The sequence below is a fragment of the Luteitalea sp. genome (assembly GCF_044337415.1).
Taxonomy (GTDB): domain Bacteria; phylum Acidobacteriota; class Vicinamibacteria; order Vicinamibacterales; family Vicinamibacteraceae; genus Luteitalea.
This window is the reverse complement of record NZ_JBIINP010000086.1, coordinates 1-17192: the sequence shown is the minus strand read 5'-3', so window position 1 is coordinate 17192 and position 17192 is coordinate 1. Positions and strand designations below refer to the sequence as shown.

The window sequence follows — 17192 nt, the reverse complement described above, 5'->3', positions numbered from 1 at the left end:
GCCCACCGCGCATCCCAGCCGAGCACTTCCAGTGTCACGTCAGCCTGCATGTGCGTACAGCGTAACGCTTAATGCTTAACGCTTAACGCTTAACGCTTAACGCTTAACGCTTAACGCTTAACGCTTGACGCCTGACGATTGGCGTTGGGCATCACGAGGCGCGCTTTGGCTGCTTGTCTGCCTTCCGCTTGGCCTCGTCCTGATGTTTCTTGTCCTTCTGGTCCTTGTCCTTCTGCTTGTCCTTCTTGCCACCCTTGTCGCCCATGACTCGCTCCCTGCCGGCGCACGCATGTCGGCGAGGGCATCTTACGCCCTTGCCACGCACGAGTTTCGCGTCGGCACGGTGGGGGTTGCGCGACAGAGCCTTGAGCCCTGAGCCCTGAGCCTGTTTAGAATCTCGACGTGTCGCACCCCGACGAGCCAGCTCGACAGCGCGGTCAGGACGCGCTCGATGCGCTCTGGCCGGAGGTCTATCAGGAGCTCCGACGGCTCGCCGGCCACTACGTGCGCGGGGAGCGCGACGCCGTCACGCTCCAGCCGACCGCGCTGGTGCACGAGGCCTACGTGCGCCTGTTGCGCGAGGCCAACACGTCGTGGGTCAACCGCGCGCACTTCTGCGCCATCGCCGCCAACGCGATGCGCCAGATCCTGGTCGAGGCGGCTCGCGCCCGGCACGCGCTCAAGCGCGGGGGCGACCACGTGCGCGTGACGCTCGTGGACGACGCGGCCGTGTCGCCGGGAGCGGACCCCGACGTCGAGGCGCTCGATCAGGCGCTCGACGCACTGGCAGTGCTCGAGCCTCGGCAGGCTCGGTTGGTCGAGCTGCGCTACTTCGGCGGCCTCACGATCGAGGAGGCAGCCGCGGAACTCGACATCGCCCCCGCGACGGCCAAGCGTGACTGGGCGCTCGCGCGCGCGTGGCTCCGTCGTCGCCTGTCTGGAGCGGACGAGTGACGCCCGAACAGTGGGCGAGGGTTACCGCTGTGTTCGGCGAGGCTCGGGAGTTGCCGCCGGCCGAGCGCGGCGCGTTCCTCGACCGGGCGTGCGACGGCGACGCGCGCGTGCGGCAGGAGGTGACGGCCCTGCTGGAGGCCGACCGCGACGATGGGTTCCTCGAGGGGGGCGCGGCGGTCCAGCCCGTGGACCTGCTCGACGAGGCGGGCGGCCACGAACTCGCGCCAGGCGAAGCCCTCGGTCCGTACGTGATCGAGCGGTTGCTCGCGCGTGGCGGCATGGGCGTGCTGTACGTCGCCTTCGATCCGCGTCTCGGGCGGAAGGTCACGCTGAAGGTGCTGCCGACGTCGACGGCGCGCGACCCGCAGGCGCGGGCGCGGCTACAGCGCGAGGCGCGGACCGCCGCGCAACTGCGTCATCCGCACATCGTGTCGGTGCACGCGCTCGAGGAGATCGGGCGGGCGCTGGTGATCGTCGCCGAGTACGTGGAGGGCGAGACGCTGGCCGAGGTGCTCGCGTCGGCGGGGTCGATCGCGCGCGAGCGCTGGCACGACGTGGCGCGTGCGCTTGCCGAGGCCCTCGGGGCGGCGCACGCCGCGCAGGTCGTGCACCGCGACGTGAAGCCGGCCAACGTCGTGCTGGGCGCTGACGGCGTGCGGCTCATCGACTTCGGCATCGCGCTTGCGTCGCGCGACGAGGGCGACACCCGCCTCACGCATGCGGGGCACTTCACGGGCACGCTGCGGGCGCAGGCGCCGGAACTGCTCGAAGGCGGGCAGCCCTCGCCGCTGTCGGACCAGTTCCAGTTCGGGCTCGTGCTGTACGAGGCGGCCAGTGGTCGCCTGCCGTTCGGCGACGGGCCCGTGGCGGGCGTCTGGGCGCGGATGCTGCGCGACGAGCCCACGCCGCTCTCTGCCGTCTCGCGAGGACTCTCACCCGACGACATCGCCATCGTCCACCGGTGCCTGGCGCGGCAGCCTGCCGACCGTTTCGCGTCGATGGCCGCGGTGGCGCAGGCACTTGCCGCGGCGCGTGGCGACGCGCCCGCGGTGGCTGCGGCATCCTCATCGGCGAGAGCGACTGGTGCCATCGACGCCGCGCCTGAACTCCACGCTGGCGCCATCGGCGATACCGCGCGCTGGCACGACGTGCACCACGCGGTCACGACGGCGCTCTACATCGGTTTGCTGTGGCCGGGGTCCTACGTGGCCGGGGCGCTGCCGCCGCGGTGGCGCACGGTGGGCTACATGTCGCTCGTCACGCTGGCGTCGCTGGCCGTGTCGCTACGGCTGCACCTCTGGTTCAGCGCGCGGCAGTACCCGCGGGACGTGGCCCGGGCGCGGCAGCGGCTGTGGCCGTTCCTCACGTCCATCGACGTCCTGTACGCCGTGCTCCTCGCGGGCTTCGCGCTGTACGCGAGCGAGGCCCGCCTCGTGGCCGCGCTCGTCACCGCCGGCCTGGCGGTGTGCCTGTTCGTGGCGTCCGTCGTGATTGAACCCGCCACGAGGCGCGCATCAGCAATTTGACATTGGACAATTCGAAATTCTGAGCGCCGGCTTCGCCTGGCGCGGCGGGCTTCTTCGGTTCGTAGCCGTCGTGCTTGCGCGACGGTCAGCGATCCGTCGCAGGCCAGAGAGGTAGGGCGCGGTGTCCCCTTCGACTCCGCTCAGTGCGAGCCACCGCGCCGCTGTGGATGACGGCCGCGTGGGACACGCGGCCCTACCCGGATGCGGGCGAGCGAGGGCCGGAGGCCGAGCCGCCGAGCATTTCGAATGTCCGATTTCAAATTGCCTCAGTCACCGAACACGTCGCGGTAGCTGGCATACATCGCGCCCCACATCGGCGGCATCAGCAGGACGATGCAGATGAGGGCGAAGAGGCCTGTGCCGCCCATCGCGATGGCGAGCATCGGCGAGAGATCGCCACCGCTGCTGCCGCGCGCTGCCGCGAACAGGATGGCGCCGAGCAGGGGCAGCATCACGAGCAGGCCGATGCCCATCACGGCCAGCACGTACACGGCAAATGGACCGAGGTTCCGGAGGGCGGCGCGCAGGCTCAGCTTCATGGCGTCGACCGGCGCGACGCCGCGGAATACCACCAGCGCTGGTGCGAACCAGATGGCCATCGACAGCAGCACGGTCGCCGCCACCAGGATCAGGAGGCCGATCGCCACGGCCACCACCGCGGCGAGCCCCAGGCCGGCCGAACCACTCCCGCCGCTGCCGGCAGACACTGCGGCGAATGTCCCGGCGAGGCTCGTGCCGACGACGACCGCAATGACGGGCAGCATCACGACCACCGAGGCCGCGAGGTAGAGCGCGCCGACGATGGCCAGTGGCTGCAGGCGGGGGGCCTCGAAGCCGCTGAACAGGTAGCGCACCTCGAGCGGCTGTCCGCGGCGCTGCGCGTCGCATCCCAGCATCAGGCCGCCGATGAACATCGGGATGGCGACGCTGGCGAACATGCCCGCGAACGGCACGACGGAGAACACCACGAGCATCCCGGAGAACAGCAGCGTGATGCCGAGCCACGTGAGGGGCGCTGCCGCGAAGAGGTCGAGCCCCTCACGCAGCCACGCGACGCCCTGTCCTGCGGGGACCGCGCGGGGCTCCATGTCAGCGGCCCGGCGTGGTGCTGGATGCGGTCGCGGTCGTCCCCGGGGCGCCCGCGCCCGTCTTCACGTACGTGTCGAACCACTTGACCCACTGCTCGAGGCGGTGGCGGCGGTAGCTCGGCCGGGTGATGCCGTGGAACTGGCCGGGGTAGATCACCAGCTTGGTCGGCGTGCCGATCGACTTGAGCGCCTGGTACATCTGCTCGCTGCCGATGGCCGGCACGTTGAAGTCCTTCTCGCCGGCCATGAACATCGTCGGCGTGCGGATCTGCTCGACCTTGAAGAACGGGTACGAGACCTTCATCCACCGCTCCATGTTCTTCCACGGCTGGCCCATCTCGGTCTCGTACTGCACGATGTACTGGTCGGTGCCGTACATCGTGAGCTGCAGCGAACTGCCCGCGCCGCTCACCGCGCCCTTGAAGCGCGGGTCGCTGGCGATCGTGTAGTTGGTGAGGATGCCGCCGTAGCTCCAGCCGCCGAGGCCGAGGCGGGCCGGGTCGGCGATGCCTTCCTTGATCGCCCAGTCGACGCCGGCGAGCAGGTCGGCGACTTCCTTGTTCCCCCAGTCGCCGTAGATGGCCGACTGGAACGCCTGGCCGCGGCCGTGGCTGCCGCGATAGTTCACCTGCAGCACCGCGTAGCCGTTGGCCGCGATCCACTCGCGGTCGAACATGAAGCCGTAGTTGTCCTGCCCGTTCGGGCCGCCGTGGATGTGCAGGATGAACGGCAGCTTGCTCGCCGTCGTCGTCCCCGGTGGCAGCGTGAGCAGCGCGCCGATCCGCACGCCTTCCTTGTTGGTGAACTCCACCGGCTTCAGCGTGCCGAGCGCGAGTTCCTTGGCCATCCAGTCGTTGTGGCCGGTGAGCTTGCGCAGCACGCCGCCGTCGAGCGCGTGGATCTCGTCGGCCTGCGCCGGCGTGCTGACGACCACGGCGAAGTTGCCGTCGGCCGAGGAGTCGGCGAGGCTGCCCACCACCTGCAGGCCCTTCGTGACGCGGGCCACCGGGCCACCGGCGGCAGGCACCGTGGCGACGTAGCGCTCGCGGTCGTCGGCCACGACGAAGGTGATGCGTGAGCCGTCCTTCGACCACACCGCATCGGAGACGGGCCTGTCGAGCGTCGGCGTGAGGTTCACCGCGGCGCCGCCGGCGACGGGCACCACGGTGATGTGAAACTGCTCGTACGCGTCGTAGCGCGGGTCGCCGCCCTCCATGTAGAGCAGCTTCGTGCCGTCGGGGCTGAAGGCGAGGGGATCGCCGTGCCGGGCCACCTTCGTGCTCACCTGGCGCGGCGTCGCGCCGGCCTTCGCCTCGACCACGTAGACCTCGCGCACGCTGGACTTCTCGCGCGCCTCGGAACGCGCGCTGAGGAACGCCACGTGGCGGCCGTCTGGGGAGAAGGCGGGAGCGGAGTCGTCCCAGGCGCCGCTGGTGACCTGCGTGGTCTTCTTGCCGGCGACGTCGAAGAGGTACAGGTGCGTGCGCAGCTTGCCGTCGACGTACCCGACCATGTCGCGCTTGAACTTGAAGGTCTCGATCTCGATCGGCTTCGGTGCCTTGTCGGGCTTGTCCTCGCCGGCCGTCGGGTCGACGTCGCGCGAGACGAGCACCAGCGACTTGCTGTCGGGCGCCCAGGCGTAATCGGACACGCCGCCAGCGACGTCGGTCAGCTTCTGTGCCTCGCCGCCGAGACGGCTCAGCGTCCACACCTGCGGCTTCTTCTTCTCGTCAGGGCGGAGGAAGGAGATCCACTTCCCGTCGGGACTCCAGCGGGCCGACGACTCGGATTCGCCGGTCGACGTCAGGCGCACCGACTCCGACCCGTCCCACTTCACCATCCAGATGTCGTTGTCGGACTTGTCCTTGGCGACGTCCACGGTGCTCACGGCGTAGGTCACCCATTGCCCGTCGGGCGACCGCTGCGGGTCGCGCACCGAGGCGACGCGGTCGACGTCGGCCAGCGTGATCCGGCGGGGCGCGCTCGAGGCGGCCGGCGACTGGGCCAGGGCAGGCGTCGCCAGCAGGAGGACGGACGGCAGTGCGAGGCGGCAGGCAAGGGAGAGGCGCATCATCGGGAGGGTCCTTTCCGGACGAACCCGTGCATTGTCGCTCAGGCAGCACGAACCGGGTACGGGGTACCGGGTGCCGGGTACGCGTCGAGTCGCCGCAGTCAGGGCCCGCCCGACCGGGCAGGGGGGCGCCCCGAGGCGCCGCGCTAGAATCACTTGGTGCATTTCTGGACAAATTCACGCAAGGTGGCGTTGGCGGGTGCCGTGCTGGGCGTGCTCGTACTCGCGACCGAGGTCGGGGCGCAGACCCGCAAGCGCCCGGCTCCCGCGCCAGCGGCTCCCGCTGCCGGGCCCTACGTCACCGCCCGACCGGCCGCCGCGCTCCAGAACAAGCAACTCGTCCTCGAGACCACGCTCGGCCCCATCGTCATCCAGCTCGACGCTGCCGCGGCACCCAACCACGTGGGGTTCGTGCTCGACCAGGCCGAGGCTGGCGCCTACGACGGCACCGTGTTCCACCGCGCCGTGGCGATGGGCATCGTGCAGGGCGGCGACCCGATCTCGAAGGACCCCGCGAAGACCGCGCTCTACGGCACGGGCGGCCTGAACCGCGTGAAGCGCGAACCCAATGCCCGCAAGCACCTGCGCGGCGCGGTGTCGTCGGTGCTCGTGCCCAACAAGCCCGACAGCGCGGGCGCCCAGTTCTTCATCTGCCTCACCGACCAGCCGGCGCTCGACGGGCAGTTCGACGTGTTCGGGGAGGTGGTCGAGGGACTCGAGGTGGCCGAGCAGATCTCGCAGTCGCCGCTCGACGCCAACGGGAAGCTGACCACGCGCATCGCCATCACCACGGCCTCCGTGCGCGACACGCCACCGCCGACGGCTGCGCCATTTGCCGAGACGGCCGTCGAGGAGTTGGCCCAGTACCGCGCGACCATCTCCACGACGATGGGCGACATCGTCATCGGGTTCGCGCCCGACGTCGCGCTGGGACACGTGCGGAACTTCCTGCGCCTCGCACAACTCGGCGTCTACGACGGCTCGGGCTTCCATCGCGTGGTGCCGAAGTTCGCCGTCCAGGCCGGCGACCTGTCGTCGCGGCCGGCGCCGCTCACGCAGGTGCAGCGCAAGCACGTCGGCACTGTAAAGGGCGAGTTCAACCCGCTGAAGCACGAGGCGGGCATCGTCAGCATGGCGCGCGGCGACGATCCGGACAGCGCCAGCACCTCGTTCTTCATCTGCACGGCGGCCTCGCCCTCGCTCGACGGCAAGTACACGGCGTTCGGCCGCGTCCTGCAGGGCATGGACGTCGTTGCCGCCATCGAACAGGCGCCGCTCGACGGCGAGGCGCCACGGACACGCATCGGGATCACGAAGGTGACGTTGACGAAGGGCGCGCAGTGAGCGACGCGAAGGACCCGAAGAAGAAGAAGAAGATCGACTACGGCAACGCCTGGGAAGAGGCGCGTGGCCTGATCTGGAAGGCACGGGCCCGCCTTGGCCTCGGCCTCAGCCTCATGCTGGTGAACCGGCTGACCGGCCTCGTGCTCCCGGCCTCGACGAAGTTCCTCGTCGACGACGTGATCGGAAAGGGCAAGGCCGACCTGCTCTGGCCCCTCGCGGGTGCGGTCGCGCTGGCGACGCTGGTCGAGGCCATCACCTCGTTCTCGCTGTCGCAGATTCTCGGTGTGGCCGCGCAGGGCGCGATCACCGAGATGCGCCGGTCCGTGCAGGCGCACGTCGCGCGCCTGCCGGTGCGCTATTTCGACACCGTGCAGACCGGCGTGCTCATCTCGCGTGTGATGACCGACGCGGAGGGCATCAGGAACCTCGTCGGCAGCGGGCTCGTGCAACTGGCTGGCGGCATCCTCTCGGCCATCATCGGGCTGGTCGTCCTGTTCTACCTGAACTGGACGCTCACGCTGGTGATGATCGTCGTGCTGAGCGCCTTCGGCGGGATCATGGCGGTGGCCTTCAAGCGCCTGCGGCCGCTGTTCCGCGAACGCGGCCAGATCAACGCCGAGGTCACGGGTCGCCTCTCGCAGTCGCTCGGCGGCATCCGCGTCGTCAAGGCCTACACGGCGGAGAAGCGCGAGGAGATCGTCTTCAGCAAGGGCGTGCACCGCCTGCTGCGCAACGTGGCGCAGTCGATGACCGGCGTCTCGGCCACGACCGCCATGGGCACCGTCATCATCGGCGTCACCGGCGTGATCATGATCACCATCGGCGGACGCGCCATCGTTGCCGGCACGATGACGCTCGGCGACTTCGTGATGTACATCTTCTTCACCGGACTGGTGGCCGCGCCGCTGATCTCCATCGCGTCGATCGGCACGCAGCTCACCGAAGCCCTCGCCGGGCTCGACCGTATCCGCGAAATCAAGAAGATGGCCACCGAGGATGCCGAGGACGCCGATCGCCTCGCGCTCACCGACGTCGCCGGGCGTGTGACGTTCGACGATGTGTGGTTCGAGTACAACGAGGGCGTGCCGGTCATCAAGGGCGTGTCGTTCGACGCGCCGGCCGGATCGACCACGGCCCTCGTCGGATCGAGCGGATCGGGCAAGAGCACGCTGATCAGCCTCGTGATGGCGTTCAACCGCCCGACGAAGGGCCGCGTGCTGATCGACGGTCAGGACCTCGAGGGCCTGAAGCTGGCCAGCTATCGCGCGCAGCTCGGCATCGTGCTGCAGGAGAACTTCCTGTTCGACGGCACCATCGCCGACAACATCCGGTACGCGAACCCGCACGCGTCGATGGACGAGGTGAAGGCCGCGGCGACGATCGCCTACTGCGACGAGTTCGTCGACGGATTTGCCGAGGGGTACAAGACCGTGGTGGGCGAGCGCGGCGTGCGGCTCTCGGGTGGGCAGCGCCAGCGGGTGGCCATCGCGCGCGCCATCCTCGCCGACCCGCGGATCCTCATCCTCGACGAGGCGACATCGAGCCTCGACAGCGAGAGCGAGGCCAAGATCCAGGAGGCGCTGCGCACGTTGCGCAAGGGCCGGACGACGTTCGTGATCGCGCACCGGCTGTCGACGATCCGCAGCGCCGACCAGATCCTCGTGATCGAAGAGGGCAGCGTGCGCGAGCGCGGATCGCACAAGGAGCTCATGGCCCTCAGCGGGCGCTATCGCGAACTCCACGACCGCCAGTACGCCGTCGAACTCGATCGCTTCATCAACCCCGGCGAGGACTTCACGCCCGATCCGGCAGTGGCTGCGGCGGCCGCGCCCGGCCCCGTCCGTGGCTGACGGCGGCGCCAGGCGACCCGGCGTCGACTGGCTGCTGGCGGCACTTGCCTGCCTGCTGGCCGGGCTCGCGCTGGTCGCCGTGCTGGTGGCCGCCGTGCCGTCGCGCATCGTCATTCCGGTGGGCCGCCCCGGCGGCCTCGTGCCGCAGATGCTCATCGGTGTGCACGCGCCCGAGAAGAACTACGACCACTGGATGCGCTGGACGACCGGGCACGCGCGGGTGCGCTGGCCCGGCCGGTTCGGCGCGTCGCCCGAGGCTGTGGTGGTCACGGTGGCCGGGTTTCCAGGACGACAGGGCGATCAGGTCGAGGTCGGGATCAACGGCGTGGCGTCGCGTCACCGCCTGACCGACGCGTACCAGGACATCCGCGTCGCCGTGCCGAAGGGCGTCGTGGCGCCTCTCGACGTGTCGCTCACGAGCCCGTTCACTCGCGCTCCGGGGGGCGACGAGCGCACGCTCGGGGTGCGCCTCGAGGCGGTGACGATCGAGAACCGCGGGCTCGTGGCGCGGTTGACGTCCGTGCAGGCTCCGGCGGGGATCGTCGCACTCGGCGCGCTGGCGTGGGCCATCGGCGCCTGGGCGGCAGGCGAGGGCGCGTCGCGTCGGCGTCGACTGCTGTCGGCGGTGGCTGCGTGGTGCGTGGCGGCGGCAGCTGCGGTGGTCATCGCCCCCACGGCGCTCCGGGCCGACACTTGGCTGACGCTCGGGTCCGTAGCCTTGGGGGTGGCTGCGACGTGGCTGCTGGGTCGGCGCGGCGGTGATCGCGTGGCCGCGGCCGTCGGGGGCCTGCTGTTCACCGTGGCCGGACTCGTCCTGACGACCTGGTGTGTGTCGTCGTTCGTGGATGTGCCGCGCTGGGACATCTGGGACTTCGTCACGTTCCTCCAGAAGCGGGAAGCACGGGGCTTGACGCTCGCCGACTTCTTGGCGCCGCACAACGAGCATCGCCCGACCGTCATCCGGCTGGTCCTGTTGGCCAACGTGCTGCTGAGCGGCTGGAATCACTGGAACGAGCTCTGGGTCATGCTGGCGCTGGCGGGGGCGCACCTGCTGGTGCTGGCGGCCCTGGTGGCGAGGGAGAGCCGTGGGCAGGCGCTGGCCACGGTGATCCTGCTGGCGGGCATTGCCGTGTTCGTGCCGTCGCCGACGCAGTGGGAGAACTGGCTGCATGGGTGGCAGATCGCGCTCGTGGCGGGCGCCACCGCCATGACGGCTGCGCTCGGCCTGCTGACGGCGCGCGACCTGACGTGGCCGCGAGTGGCGCTCGCCGCCGGCTTCGTGATCGCGGGGACCGCGAGCTTCGGCAGCTGCCTCCTGGCCTGGCCGATCGGCGTTGCCGCGATCGCATTGCGCCGCCAGCCGGGGTGGCTCGTCAAGGCGGCCGCCTGGGGCGCGCTGGGCGTCGTCATCGGGCTCGCCTACGTGCACGGTCTCGTGCGTCCACCGCAACTGCCACCGCCGGCGCCGATCCTCACGTCGCCCACGGCGTTCATGCAGGTCGCCTTCGGCACCTGCCTCGCGCTCGGCATGCCGGTGTGGTACGCGCTGACCACCCTCAGCCAGCCTGATGGACCGGCGTCGTGGCTCGTGCCGTCGATCGGCCTGGCGGGCCTGACGCTGGGCCTCGTGCTGATCCTTGCCCACCTGATGCGCGCGGAGACGCGACGTGCGCAGGCGTGGCTGTTGCCGGCGTTGCTCATGGCGTTCGCCGCGGGCGCGTGTGCGCTGACCGCGATCGGCCGCGTGCCGCTCGGTGTGTACGCCATGACGGCCTCGCGCTACATCGTGTTCACGATGCTGTTCTGGGTCGGCCTGTTGTGGTTGCTGACGATCGCGTCGCCCTTCCGGTCGCGCGCGATGCGGTCCGCGGGCCTCGCGCTGGCCGCCGTCATCGTCGCGGCCGGCGTGCGCGCGTGGGGAGACGCACTGCCGTCGATGGAACAGCACCACGTCAGTGGCGTTCGCGGACGCGAGGCCCTGCTGCGTATCGACTGGGCCAAGACGGGCGACATCTTTCCGGTGCCGCCGGTGCTCGACGAGCGACGGCAGTGGCTGCTCCGCCACCGGTTGTCCCTGTATCGTCCCGGCGCGCGGTGACGACCCCCGTGGAACTCGTCGCTCCGGCACTCGGTGCGGTCGCCCTGGCGACGGCGCTGGTGGCGATCCTGAGGCGCGGCGACGGCAGCATGCGCGCTGCCGCCGGACCCGCTGCCCTGGCCTGCGCGGCGGCATGGGCGGCCAACGTCGCGATCACCTCGACATCCTTCGTGGAGGTGCTGCAACTGGACGCGTGGGAATCGGTAAGCCTCGTCGAGCACCTCCGCGACGGTGCGTTCCGGTTCGGCTCGCTTTGGGCCGCGCACAACGAGCACCGCCCGCTCACCGGCCGGCTGGTGGCCATGGCGTGCGCACAGTTCACCGACTGGAATCACTGGTGGGAGTTCGGCGCCCTGCACGTCGTGGCGGGATTGCAGGTGCTGGTGCTCGCCTGGTACGGGGCGCGGCCGGGCCCGGCGTGGCGCCTGTCGCCTGCAGTGCTGGTGGCCGTGGCCTCGTGCTTCGTGGCGACGATGCACTGGGAAACCTGGCTGCGCGGGTTCTCGGTGCACATCCTGCTCGGCGTGCTCGCGCCGTCGGTGGCCTTCCTCACGTTGGCGTCCCATCGTGCAGGATGGCTCACGGTCCTCGTCGCGGCCGCCGCGACGATGGTGGGCGAGATGTCGTTTGGTGCGAGCCTGCTGGCGTGGCCGCTCGGGGCGGCCGTCATCGCCCTGCGTGGCCAGGAGCAATGGCGAGGGCATCTGCTGGCGTGGGTGTTCATCGGCAGCGTGGCCACGCTGCTGTATCTGCCAGGCCTGGAGATCCACCCCGGGGCCACCGCCAACGTGGCCGTCGCCTTCGGCCCGACGGGACTGGTGCGGATCCTCGCGGGAGCGCTCGTCACCATCGGCATGGCGGCGTGGTACGCGCCTGCCCTGTTCGATGGTGGTGCCGCCTGGGCCCAGGCGGCCGTGGTGGCGGCCGCGGGACTCGCGGTGCTCGCCTGGGTGGGCCTCCTCGTGCGCCACTGGCAGCACGACACCGGGCGCGAGCGTGTGTGGTTGTTTCCCGCCGCCCTGGGTGCCTTCGGCCTCGGGGCCTGCCTGCTGGTGTCCGCCGGGCGCGTGGCGGGCGGCCTCCACGCGCTCGCCGCCTCGCGGTACCTGATCTTTGCGGCCTGTTTCTGGGCGTCGTGCCTCTTGTTGCTCGGCCTGCACCGCGAGCGCGGCCGGCCCGTGCCTCGCGTGCGCGCCTGGGGACTCGCGCTCGCCGTCGTCGCCGCCATGCTCGCCAACTCGATCGCGGCGGTGCCGTACATGGCCCGGGAGGCCTCGCGGGCGCGGCAGGCACGGCAACAGTTGACCGAGGGCGACGTTGGTGCGGCGGCACACGTGCTGTACCCGGACCCGTACAAGCTCGCGCACATGCGCGAGGTGCTTCGCCGTCACGAACTGTCCGTCTTCAGGCGGGGAGCCCCGTGATCCTCCTCGCGAGGGCTCGTCACGACATGGCCGGTGCTGTCGCCTCGCCGGCGTCACCTGCCTCGTCGAACGGCAGCCGTCCATCACCTGCGAGGAACGCCACCGACGGATCGACGAGGTTGTGGGCGCTCACGCCGAGCAGGCGCACGGGGCGTGCCCCCGCATCGGTGCGCGCGAGCAGTTCGTGTGCGTGCGCGACGATGGTCGGCGTGTCGGACAGCCCGCCGGGCACGCTCTGGCTGCGCGTGACGGTGGTGAAGTCGTCGTAGCGCACCTTCAGCGTCACCGTGCGCGCCCGCAGTTGCTTGCGCGTCAGCCAGTCGCCGCAGATGCCCGCCAGGTGCGTCAGGTGCGCGCGCATCAGCGCGACGTCGCGAAGATCCTCGCTGTACGTGCGCTCGGCGCCGTGCGACTTGGCGGCGCGATCGGGCACCACGCGACGGTCGTCGCGCCCCCAGGCCAGGGCGGTGAGCCACCCGGCCTGCGACCCGACGGCCGCATGCAACGTGGCGGGCGATGCCGCGCGAACGTCCACCAGCTTCTCGATGCCATGGGCGCGCAGCCGCCCGGCTGTCACGGGCCCCACGCCCCACAGCGCATCGATCGGCAACTGCTGCAGGAAGCCCTCCATGCGCTCGGGCGCAATCACCGTGAGCCCGTCGGGCTTGCGCCAGCCCGAGGCGATCTTCGCGAGGAACTTGTTGGGGGCCACACCGGCAGAGGCCGTGAGGCCGGTCTCGTCCCTGATGGCCTGCTTCAGGCGCTTGGCCACGGTGACGCCGAGGGCCTCGCCCCACGCGTTGTCGGTCACGTCCAGGTACGCCTCGTCGAGCGACAGCGGCTCGACGAGCGGCGTCACCGATCGGAACAGCGCGAATACCTGCTGCGACACCGCGCGGTACTTGGCAAAGTCGGTCGGCACCACCACCAGGTCGGGGCAGAGGCGCACGGCTCGCGACATAGGGATCGCCGAGCGCACGCCGAACTGTCGCGCCTCGTACGACGCCGCGCAGACGACGGCCCGGCTCTCCGGACGTCCGCCCACCGCCACGGGGCGCCCCCTCAGCTCCGGCCGGTCGCGCTGCTCGACCGACGCATAGAACGCGTCCATGTCGATGTGCAGAATCCGGCGCACGGGAGGGTGGGCGAACATAGGACGAAACAGGATAACGCTTAACGCCGAACGCCGAACGCCGAACGCCGAACGCCGAACGAGGCCTGCACCTCTGGAGATCAGGGATGCAGGCCTCGCGGTGTGTCAGGAATCCAGCGGTGATGGACTCTAGAACCCGCCCTGACTGGCGTCCCTGAGCCTGATCTGACTGGTCCGCCAGATGCACTCGAACGACCTGTCCACGTCGACGCCGCTCGGACACGCGGCGTACATGATGTAGGTCGGGGTCCCGTCGACCGAGTTGATGGTGAGGACGTTCCCGGCGATGGTCGGGCCGAACAGGGTCGACGCCCACACGTTGATCATCGGCCGACCCAGGGCGTCGCTCTGCTCCTGGGTGATGTAGAACGGGAAGGACACCACGCTGTACACGAGGCCGTTGCTGACCGTGCCTCGCGGGCCTCGAGCACGCGCCGGATCACGGCCAGGGCATCGGGTTCGTCGTCCACGGCCAGCACCGTGACGTCGGCCAGGCTCAGGTCGTGCGTCGATGGCGTGACGTCGAGCGTTGCCACGCGCGCCGCCGCGCGCAGGTCCGGTTCCGGCGTCGCCCGGGGCTGCCGCGGCAGCAAGACGACGAACGTCGATCCAAGGTTGGGGCCCTCGCTGCGTGCCGACACCTGCCCGCCGTGCAGTTCGACGATCTGCTTGACGATGGCCAGGCCCAGCCCGAGGCCGCCGTGGGTGCGCGTGCTCGACCCATCGGCCTGCCGGAAGCGCTCGAACACGTGTGGCAGGAAGTCGCTGGCGATGCCCTGGCCGGTGTCGGCGACCGTGAGGCGCACGTCCGGTCCCTCCGCCTCGAGGCGCACGCGCACCGTGCCGCCGCGCGGCGTGAACTTCACCGCGTTGCTCAGCAGGTTCCACGCGACCTGCGGCAGCCGCGTGGCGTCGCCCCGCACGCGGGTCGCGTCCTCGTCGATGGTGGCCTCGATGGTGATGCCCTTGGCCTCCGCCGCGGGGCGTGCCGTCTCGATGGCGCCCGCGATCACCTGCCGCAGGTCGACCGGCTGCACGTCGAGGCGGATGGTGCCGGTGACGATGCGGCTCATGTCGAGGAGGTCCTCGATCAGTCGCGCCTGCGCCAGGGCGTTGCGCTCGATGGCGCCGAGCCCCTGGGTGATCGTCGCGTGGTCGGCGGCACCTCGCGCGATGATCTGCGCCCAGCCGAGCATCGCGTTCAGCGGCGTGCGCAGTTCGTGGCTGATCGTGGCGAGGAAGTCGTCCTTCAGCCGGCTCGCGCGTTCGGCATCGGCCCTGGCCTCTTGCTCGCGCTGGAGCAGGGACGCGCGCTCGAACTCGGCGTGCTTCCGTGCCGTGATGTTCTTGAAGAAGATGGCCACCTGTCGCGCCTCGGGTTCGCCGAAGCGGAAGGCGTAGACGTCGAACCACCGCTGCATCGCCTCGGCGTGGTTCTCGAAGCGGACCGGCTCGCCCGTCAGGGCCACGGTCCCGTACGTGCGCACCCACCAGCGATCCAGGCCGGGCACGAGCTCGAGGGCCGTGTGCCCGATGGCGTCGGCCAGTCCGGTGGACGGGTAGAAGGCGGGGTTGGCCTCCACGAACCGATAGTCGCGAGGCTGCCCGTCCGCGTCGAGCAACACCTCCACGATGCAGAAGCCGTCCTCGATGGAGTCGAACAGCATGTGGTACCGCGCCTCGCTCGTGCGCAGCGCGGCTTCGGTGGCCTTCTGCTCCGAGACGTCGCGGAGGATGCCGCTGCGGAAGGCGGGCGTGCCGTCTGCGCCGAACTCGAAGGCCCAGTGGTCGGCGATCCACTGGTACTCGCCGGTGTTGGCCCTGAAGCGGTACTCGATGCGCCCGGCCGTCGCGCCCCTGGTCTCGGCCACCACGGCGGCCACGCGTGCGCGGTCGTCGGGGTGGATGCGCGTCACCAGCGAGTCCACCGGCATGGCCTGCAGTTCGGCGGCGGGCAGGCCCATGACCCGCTCGAGGGCGGGGCTGAGGTAGTCGTAGGTGTCGGTACGGAGGTCGCGCCGATAGGCCGCGTCGATGGAGTGCGCGAGGATCGCCTCGACTCGCGCGTCGTGCGCGCGCCCGGCGCGTCCAGCCATGCGGAAGAGGCAGGCGACCAGCGCCGCACCGAGGAGGACTCCGCCGAGCGCGATGGGGGCCAGGGGCCAGGATGGCAGCATCCGCGCCCACGACTGTAGCAGCGGGGCGGTGCGGATGCGACTGCCGTACCTGAGCAGGGCGCTGAAACGCTCCGCCCTGTAGTTCAGAGTTCAGAGTTCTGAATGGAGAGGGCGCCGATCTTCAAGGGAATCGCAGCCCCTTCATTCTGAGTTCCAAGCTCTGCATTGAGGTTGCTGGCTTCTTCAGCGACCTGTTCACGCCACACACCCCGACGCGACCCTCTGGTATCGTGCGTCTCCTCGATGCCCCCGTCACTGGAGCCCGCGATGACTCGTTGCTTCGTCTTCACTCTGGCCTGTACGGTGCTTGCCGCGTCGAACGCCACTGCACCCGCGTTCGCGCAGGCCGTGCGCGCGACACCCGTCACGGTGACGGTCCTCTCGACCATGCTCGTCGGCGGCGTGAACGCCGGCATCGGCGAATGGGGATTTGCGGCCGTGGTGCAGGTGGGCGATCGACGCCTGCTCGTCGACACGGGCGCCCGCGCCGAGACGGTCCTGAAGAATGCCGCCGAGTTGCGCGTGGATCTGGCGTCGATCACCGACCTGGTACTCACGCACAACCACGCCGACCACACGGGTGGGCTGCTGACACTGCGCCGCGAGCTGGCGAAGCAGAACCCGCAGGCCCTGTCGCGCGTGCACGTGCCGAAGGGCGCGTTCTACCCGCGGCCCATGGCTGGTGGACGCGAGGGCAACGGCCTGTTGCCCCTGAAGGCGGCCTACGAGGCGACCGGCGGCGTGTTCGTGGAGCACGCGGGCCCGGTCGTGCTCATGCCCGGCGTGACCATGCTCGGGCCCATCCCGCGCGTGCACCCGGAGCGCAACTGGGGCAACCCGCGAGGGGGCGGACCCGATGGGAGAGTCATCACGCCTGCCGGGGAGGTCGAGGACAACGTGCCCGAGGACACGTCGGTGGTCATCGACACGCCAGACGGACTGGTGCTCGTGAGCGGCTGCGGCCACGCGGGCATCGTCAACACGATGGAGTTCGCGCGCCGTGCGGTGCGGTTGGCGCCGATCGTCGCGGCGATCGGCGGCTTCCACCTGTTCGCCGCCAGCGAGGAGACGCTGGCGTGGACGGCGGAGCGGATGACGGCGATGGGCGTGCGGCACCTGCTGGGCGCGCACTGTACGGGCATCGAGGCGGTGTATCGGCTGCGTGCCCTGGCGGGCCTCACGCGTGCGACAGCTGCGGTGGCGGGGGTCGGGGCGACCTACGAGCACGGCAAGGGCATCGACCCGACGACGCTGGCGCGCTGAGGTCTGCCGCACGGTGCGGCAGACCATCACGCCCATCGGGCTCTACACGTCGACGTTCATCCGCCGACGGAGTGCAGTAACCGTCGGTACGCGCGGGCTGGGCTGGCGCCCGGCTCGCGACGTGACACGCACGGGCGCTGCTGCGGCAGGGCTCACGCAGTCGCATAGTTGGTCGAACGGGATGTTGTGGAGGCTTGAGTGGAGCCGACGGCCGGACTTGAACCGGCGACCTGCTGATTACGAA

General features: G+C 70.4%; 12 protein-coding genes. 7 read left to right on the top strand and 5 right to left on the bottom strand.

Annotated elements, in window-relative coordinates; genetic code table 11:
* Positions 1–402: 402 nt before the first annotated feature.
* On the top strand, positions 403–954 hold the full coding sequence (locus ACIRDX_RS13400; protein ID WP_396625939.1) for a sigma-70 family RNA polymerase sigma factor: 552 nt from the start codon (positions 403–405) through the stop codon (positions 952–954).
* Positions 955–983: 29 nt separating this feature from the next.
* A complete protein-coding gene (locus tag ACIRDX_RS13395; protein WP_396625938.1) occupies positions 984–2480 on the top strand; it encodes a serine/threonine-protein kinase in 1497 nt (498 codons plus the stop codon).
* Positions 2481–2746: 266 nt separating this feature from the next.
* On the opposite strand, the gene ACIRDX_RS13390 is transcribed toward ACIRDX_RS13395, so the two are convergent.
* Complete coding sequence (locus ACIRDX_RS13390; protein ID WP_396625937.1) at positions 2747–3568, bottom strand: BPSS1780 family membrane protein; 822 nt, start codon at positions 3566–3568, stop codon at positions 2747–2749.
* Position 3569: 1 nt separating this feature from the next.
* Positions 3570–5642, bottom strand: a complete 2073-nt coding sequence (locus ACIRDX_RS13385) for a S9 family peptidase (RefSeq protein WP_396625936.1) — start codon at positions 5640–5642, stop codon at positions 3570–3572.
* Positions 5643–5798: 156 nt separating this feature from the next.
* On the opposite strand from ACIRDX_RS13385, the gene ACIRDX_RS13380 reads away from it, so the two are divergent.
* From ACIRDX_RS13380 to ACIRDX_RS13365, 4 genes are read left to right on the top strand one after another with little or no spacing between them, the layout of a single operon-like run.
* Positions 5799–6983: a peptidylprolyl isomerase gene (locus tag ACIRDX_RS13380; protein ID WP_396625935.1), complete on the top strand. Its 1185-nt coding sequence runs from the start codon at positions 5799–5801 to the stop codon at positions 6981–6983.
* Positions 6980–8833: an ABC transporter ATP-binding protein gene (locus ACIRDX_RS13375; protein ID WP_396625934.1), complete on the top strand. Its 1854-nt coding sequence runs from the start codon at positions 6980–6982 to the stop codon at positions 8831–8833. Before ACIRDX_RS13380 ends, ACIRDX_RS13375 begins: the two co-directional genes overlap by 4 nt.
* On the top strand, positions 8826–10931 hold the full coding sequence (locus ACIRDX_RS13370) for a hypothetical protein (protein WP_396625933.1): 2106 nt from the start codon (positions 8826–8828) through the stop codon (positions 10929–10931). The genes ACIRDX_RS13375 and ACIRDX_RS13370 overlap by 8 nt, the downstream gene beginning before the upstream one ends.
* A complete protein-coding gene (locus ACIRDX_RS13365) occupies positions 10928–12355 on the top strand; it encodes a hypothetical protein (RefSeq protein ID WP_396625932.1) in 1428 nt (475 codons plus the stop codon). Before ACIRDX_RS13370 ends, ACIRDX_RS13365 begins: the two co-directional genes overlap by 4 nt.
* Before the next feature lie 19 nt (positions 12356–12374).
* Here the strand turns inward: ACIRDX_RS13365 and dinB are convergent, their stop codons facing one another.
* The 3 genes from dinB to ACIRDX_RS13350 all read right to left on the bottom strand — a co-directional run bounded on the left by dinB (position 12375) and on the right by ACIRDX_RS13350 (position 15685).
* Positions 12375–13490 carry a DNA polymerase IV gene (gene dinB, locus ACIRDX_RS13360; RefSeq protein WP_396625931.1) on the bottom strand — a complete coding sequence of 372 codons (1116 nt, stop codon included), beginning with the start codon at positions 13488–13490 and terminating at the stop codon, positions 12375–12377.
* Between the two features lie 147 nt (positions 13491–13637).
* Entirely contained in the window at positions 13638–13835 is a 198-nt protein-coding gene (locus ACIRDX_RS13355) for a hypothetical protein (protein WP_396625930.1), read from the bottom strand.
* Positions 13832–15685, bottom strand: coding sequence for an ATP-binding protein (locus ACIRDX_RS13350; RefSeq protein ID WP_396625929.1), 1854 nt, complete (start codon positions 15683–15685; stop codon positions 13832–13834). The genes ACIRDX_RS13355 and ACIRDX_RS13350 overlap by 4 nt, the downstream gene beginning before the upstream one ends.
* A gap of 267 nt (positions 15686–15952) precedes the next feature.
* Between ACIRDX_RS13350 and ACIRDX_RS13345 the strand changes: the two genes are divergently transcribed.
* Positions 15953–16948, top strand: coding sequence for an MBL fold metallo-hydrolase (locus ACIRDX_RS13345; RefSeq protein ID WP_396625928.1), 996 nt, complete (start codon positions 15953–15955; stop codon positions 16946–16948).
* The last annotated feature ends 244 nt before the right edge of the window (positions 16949–17192 follow it).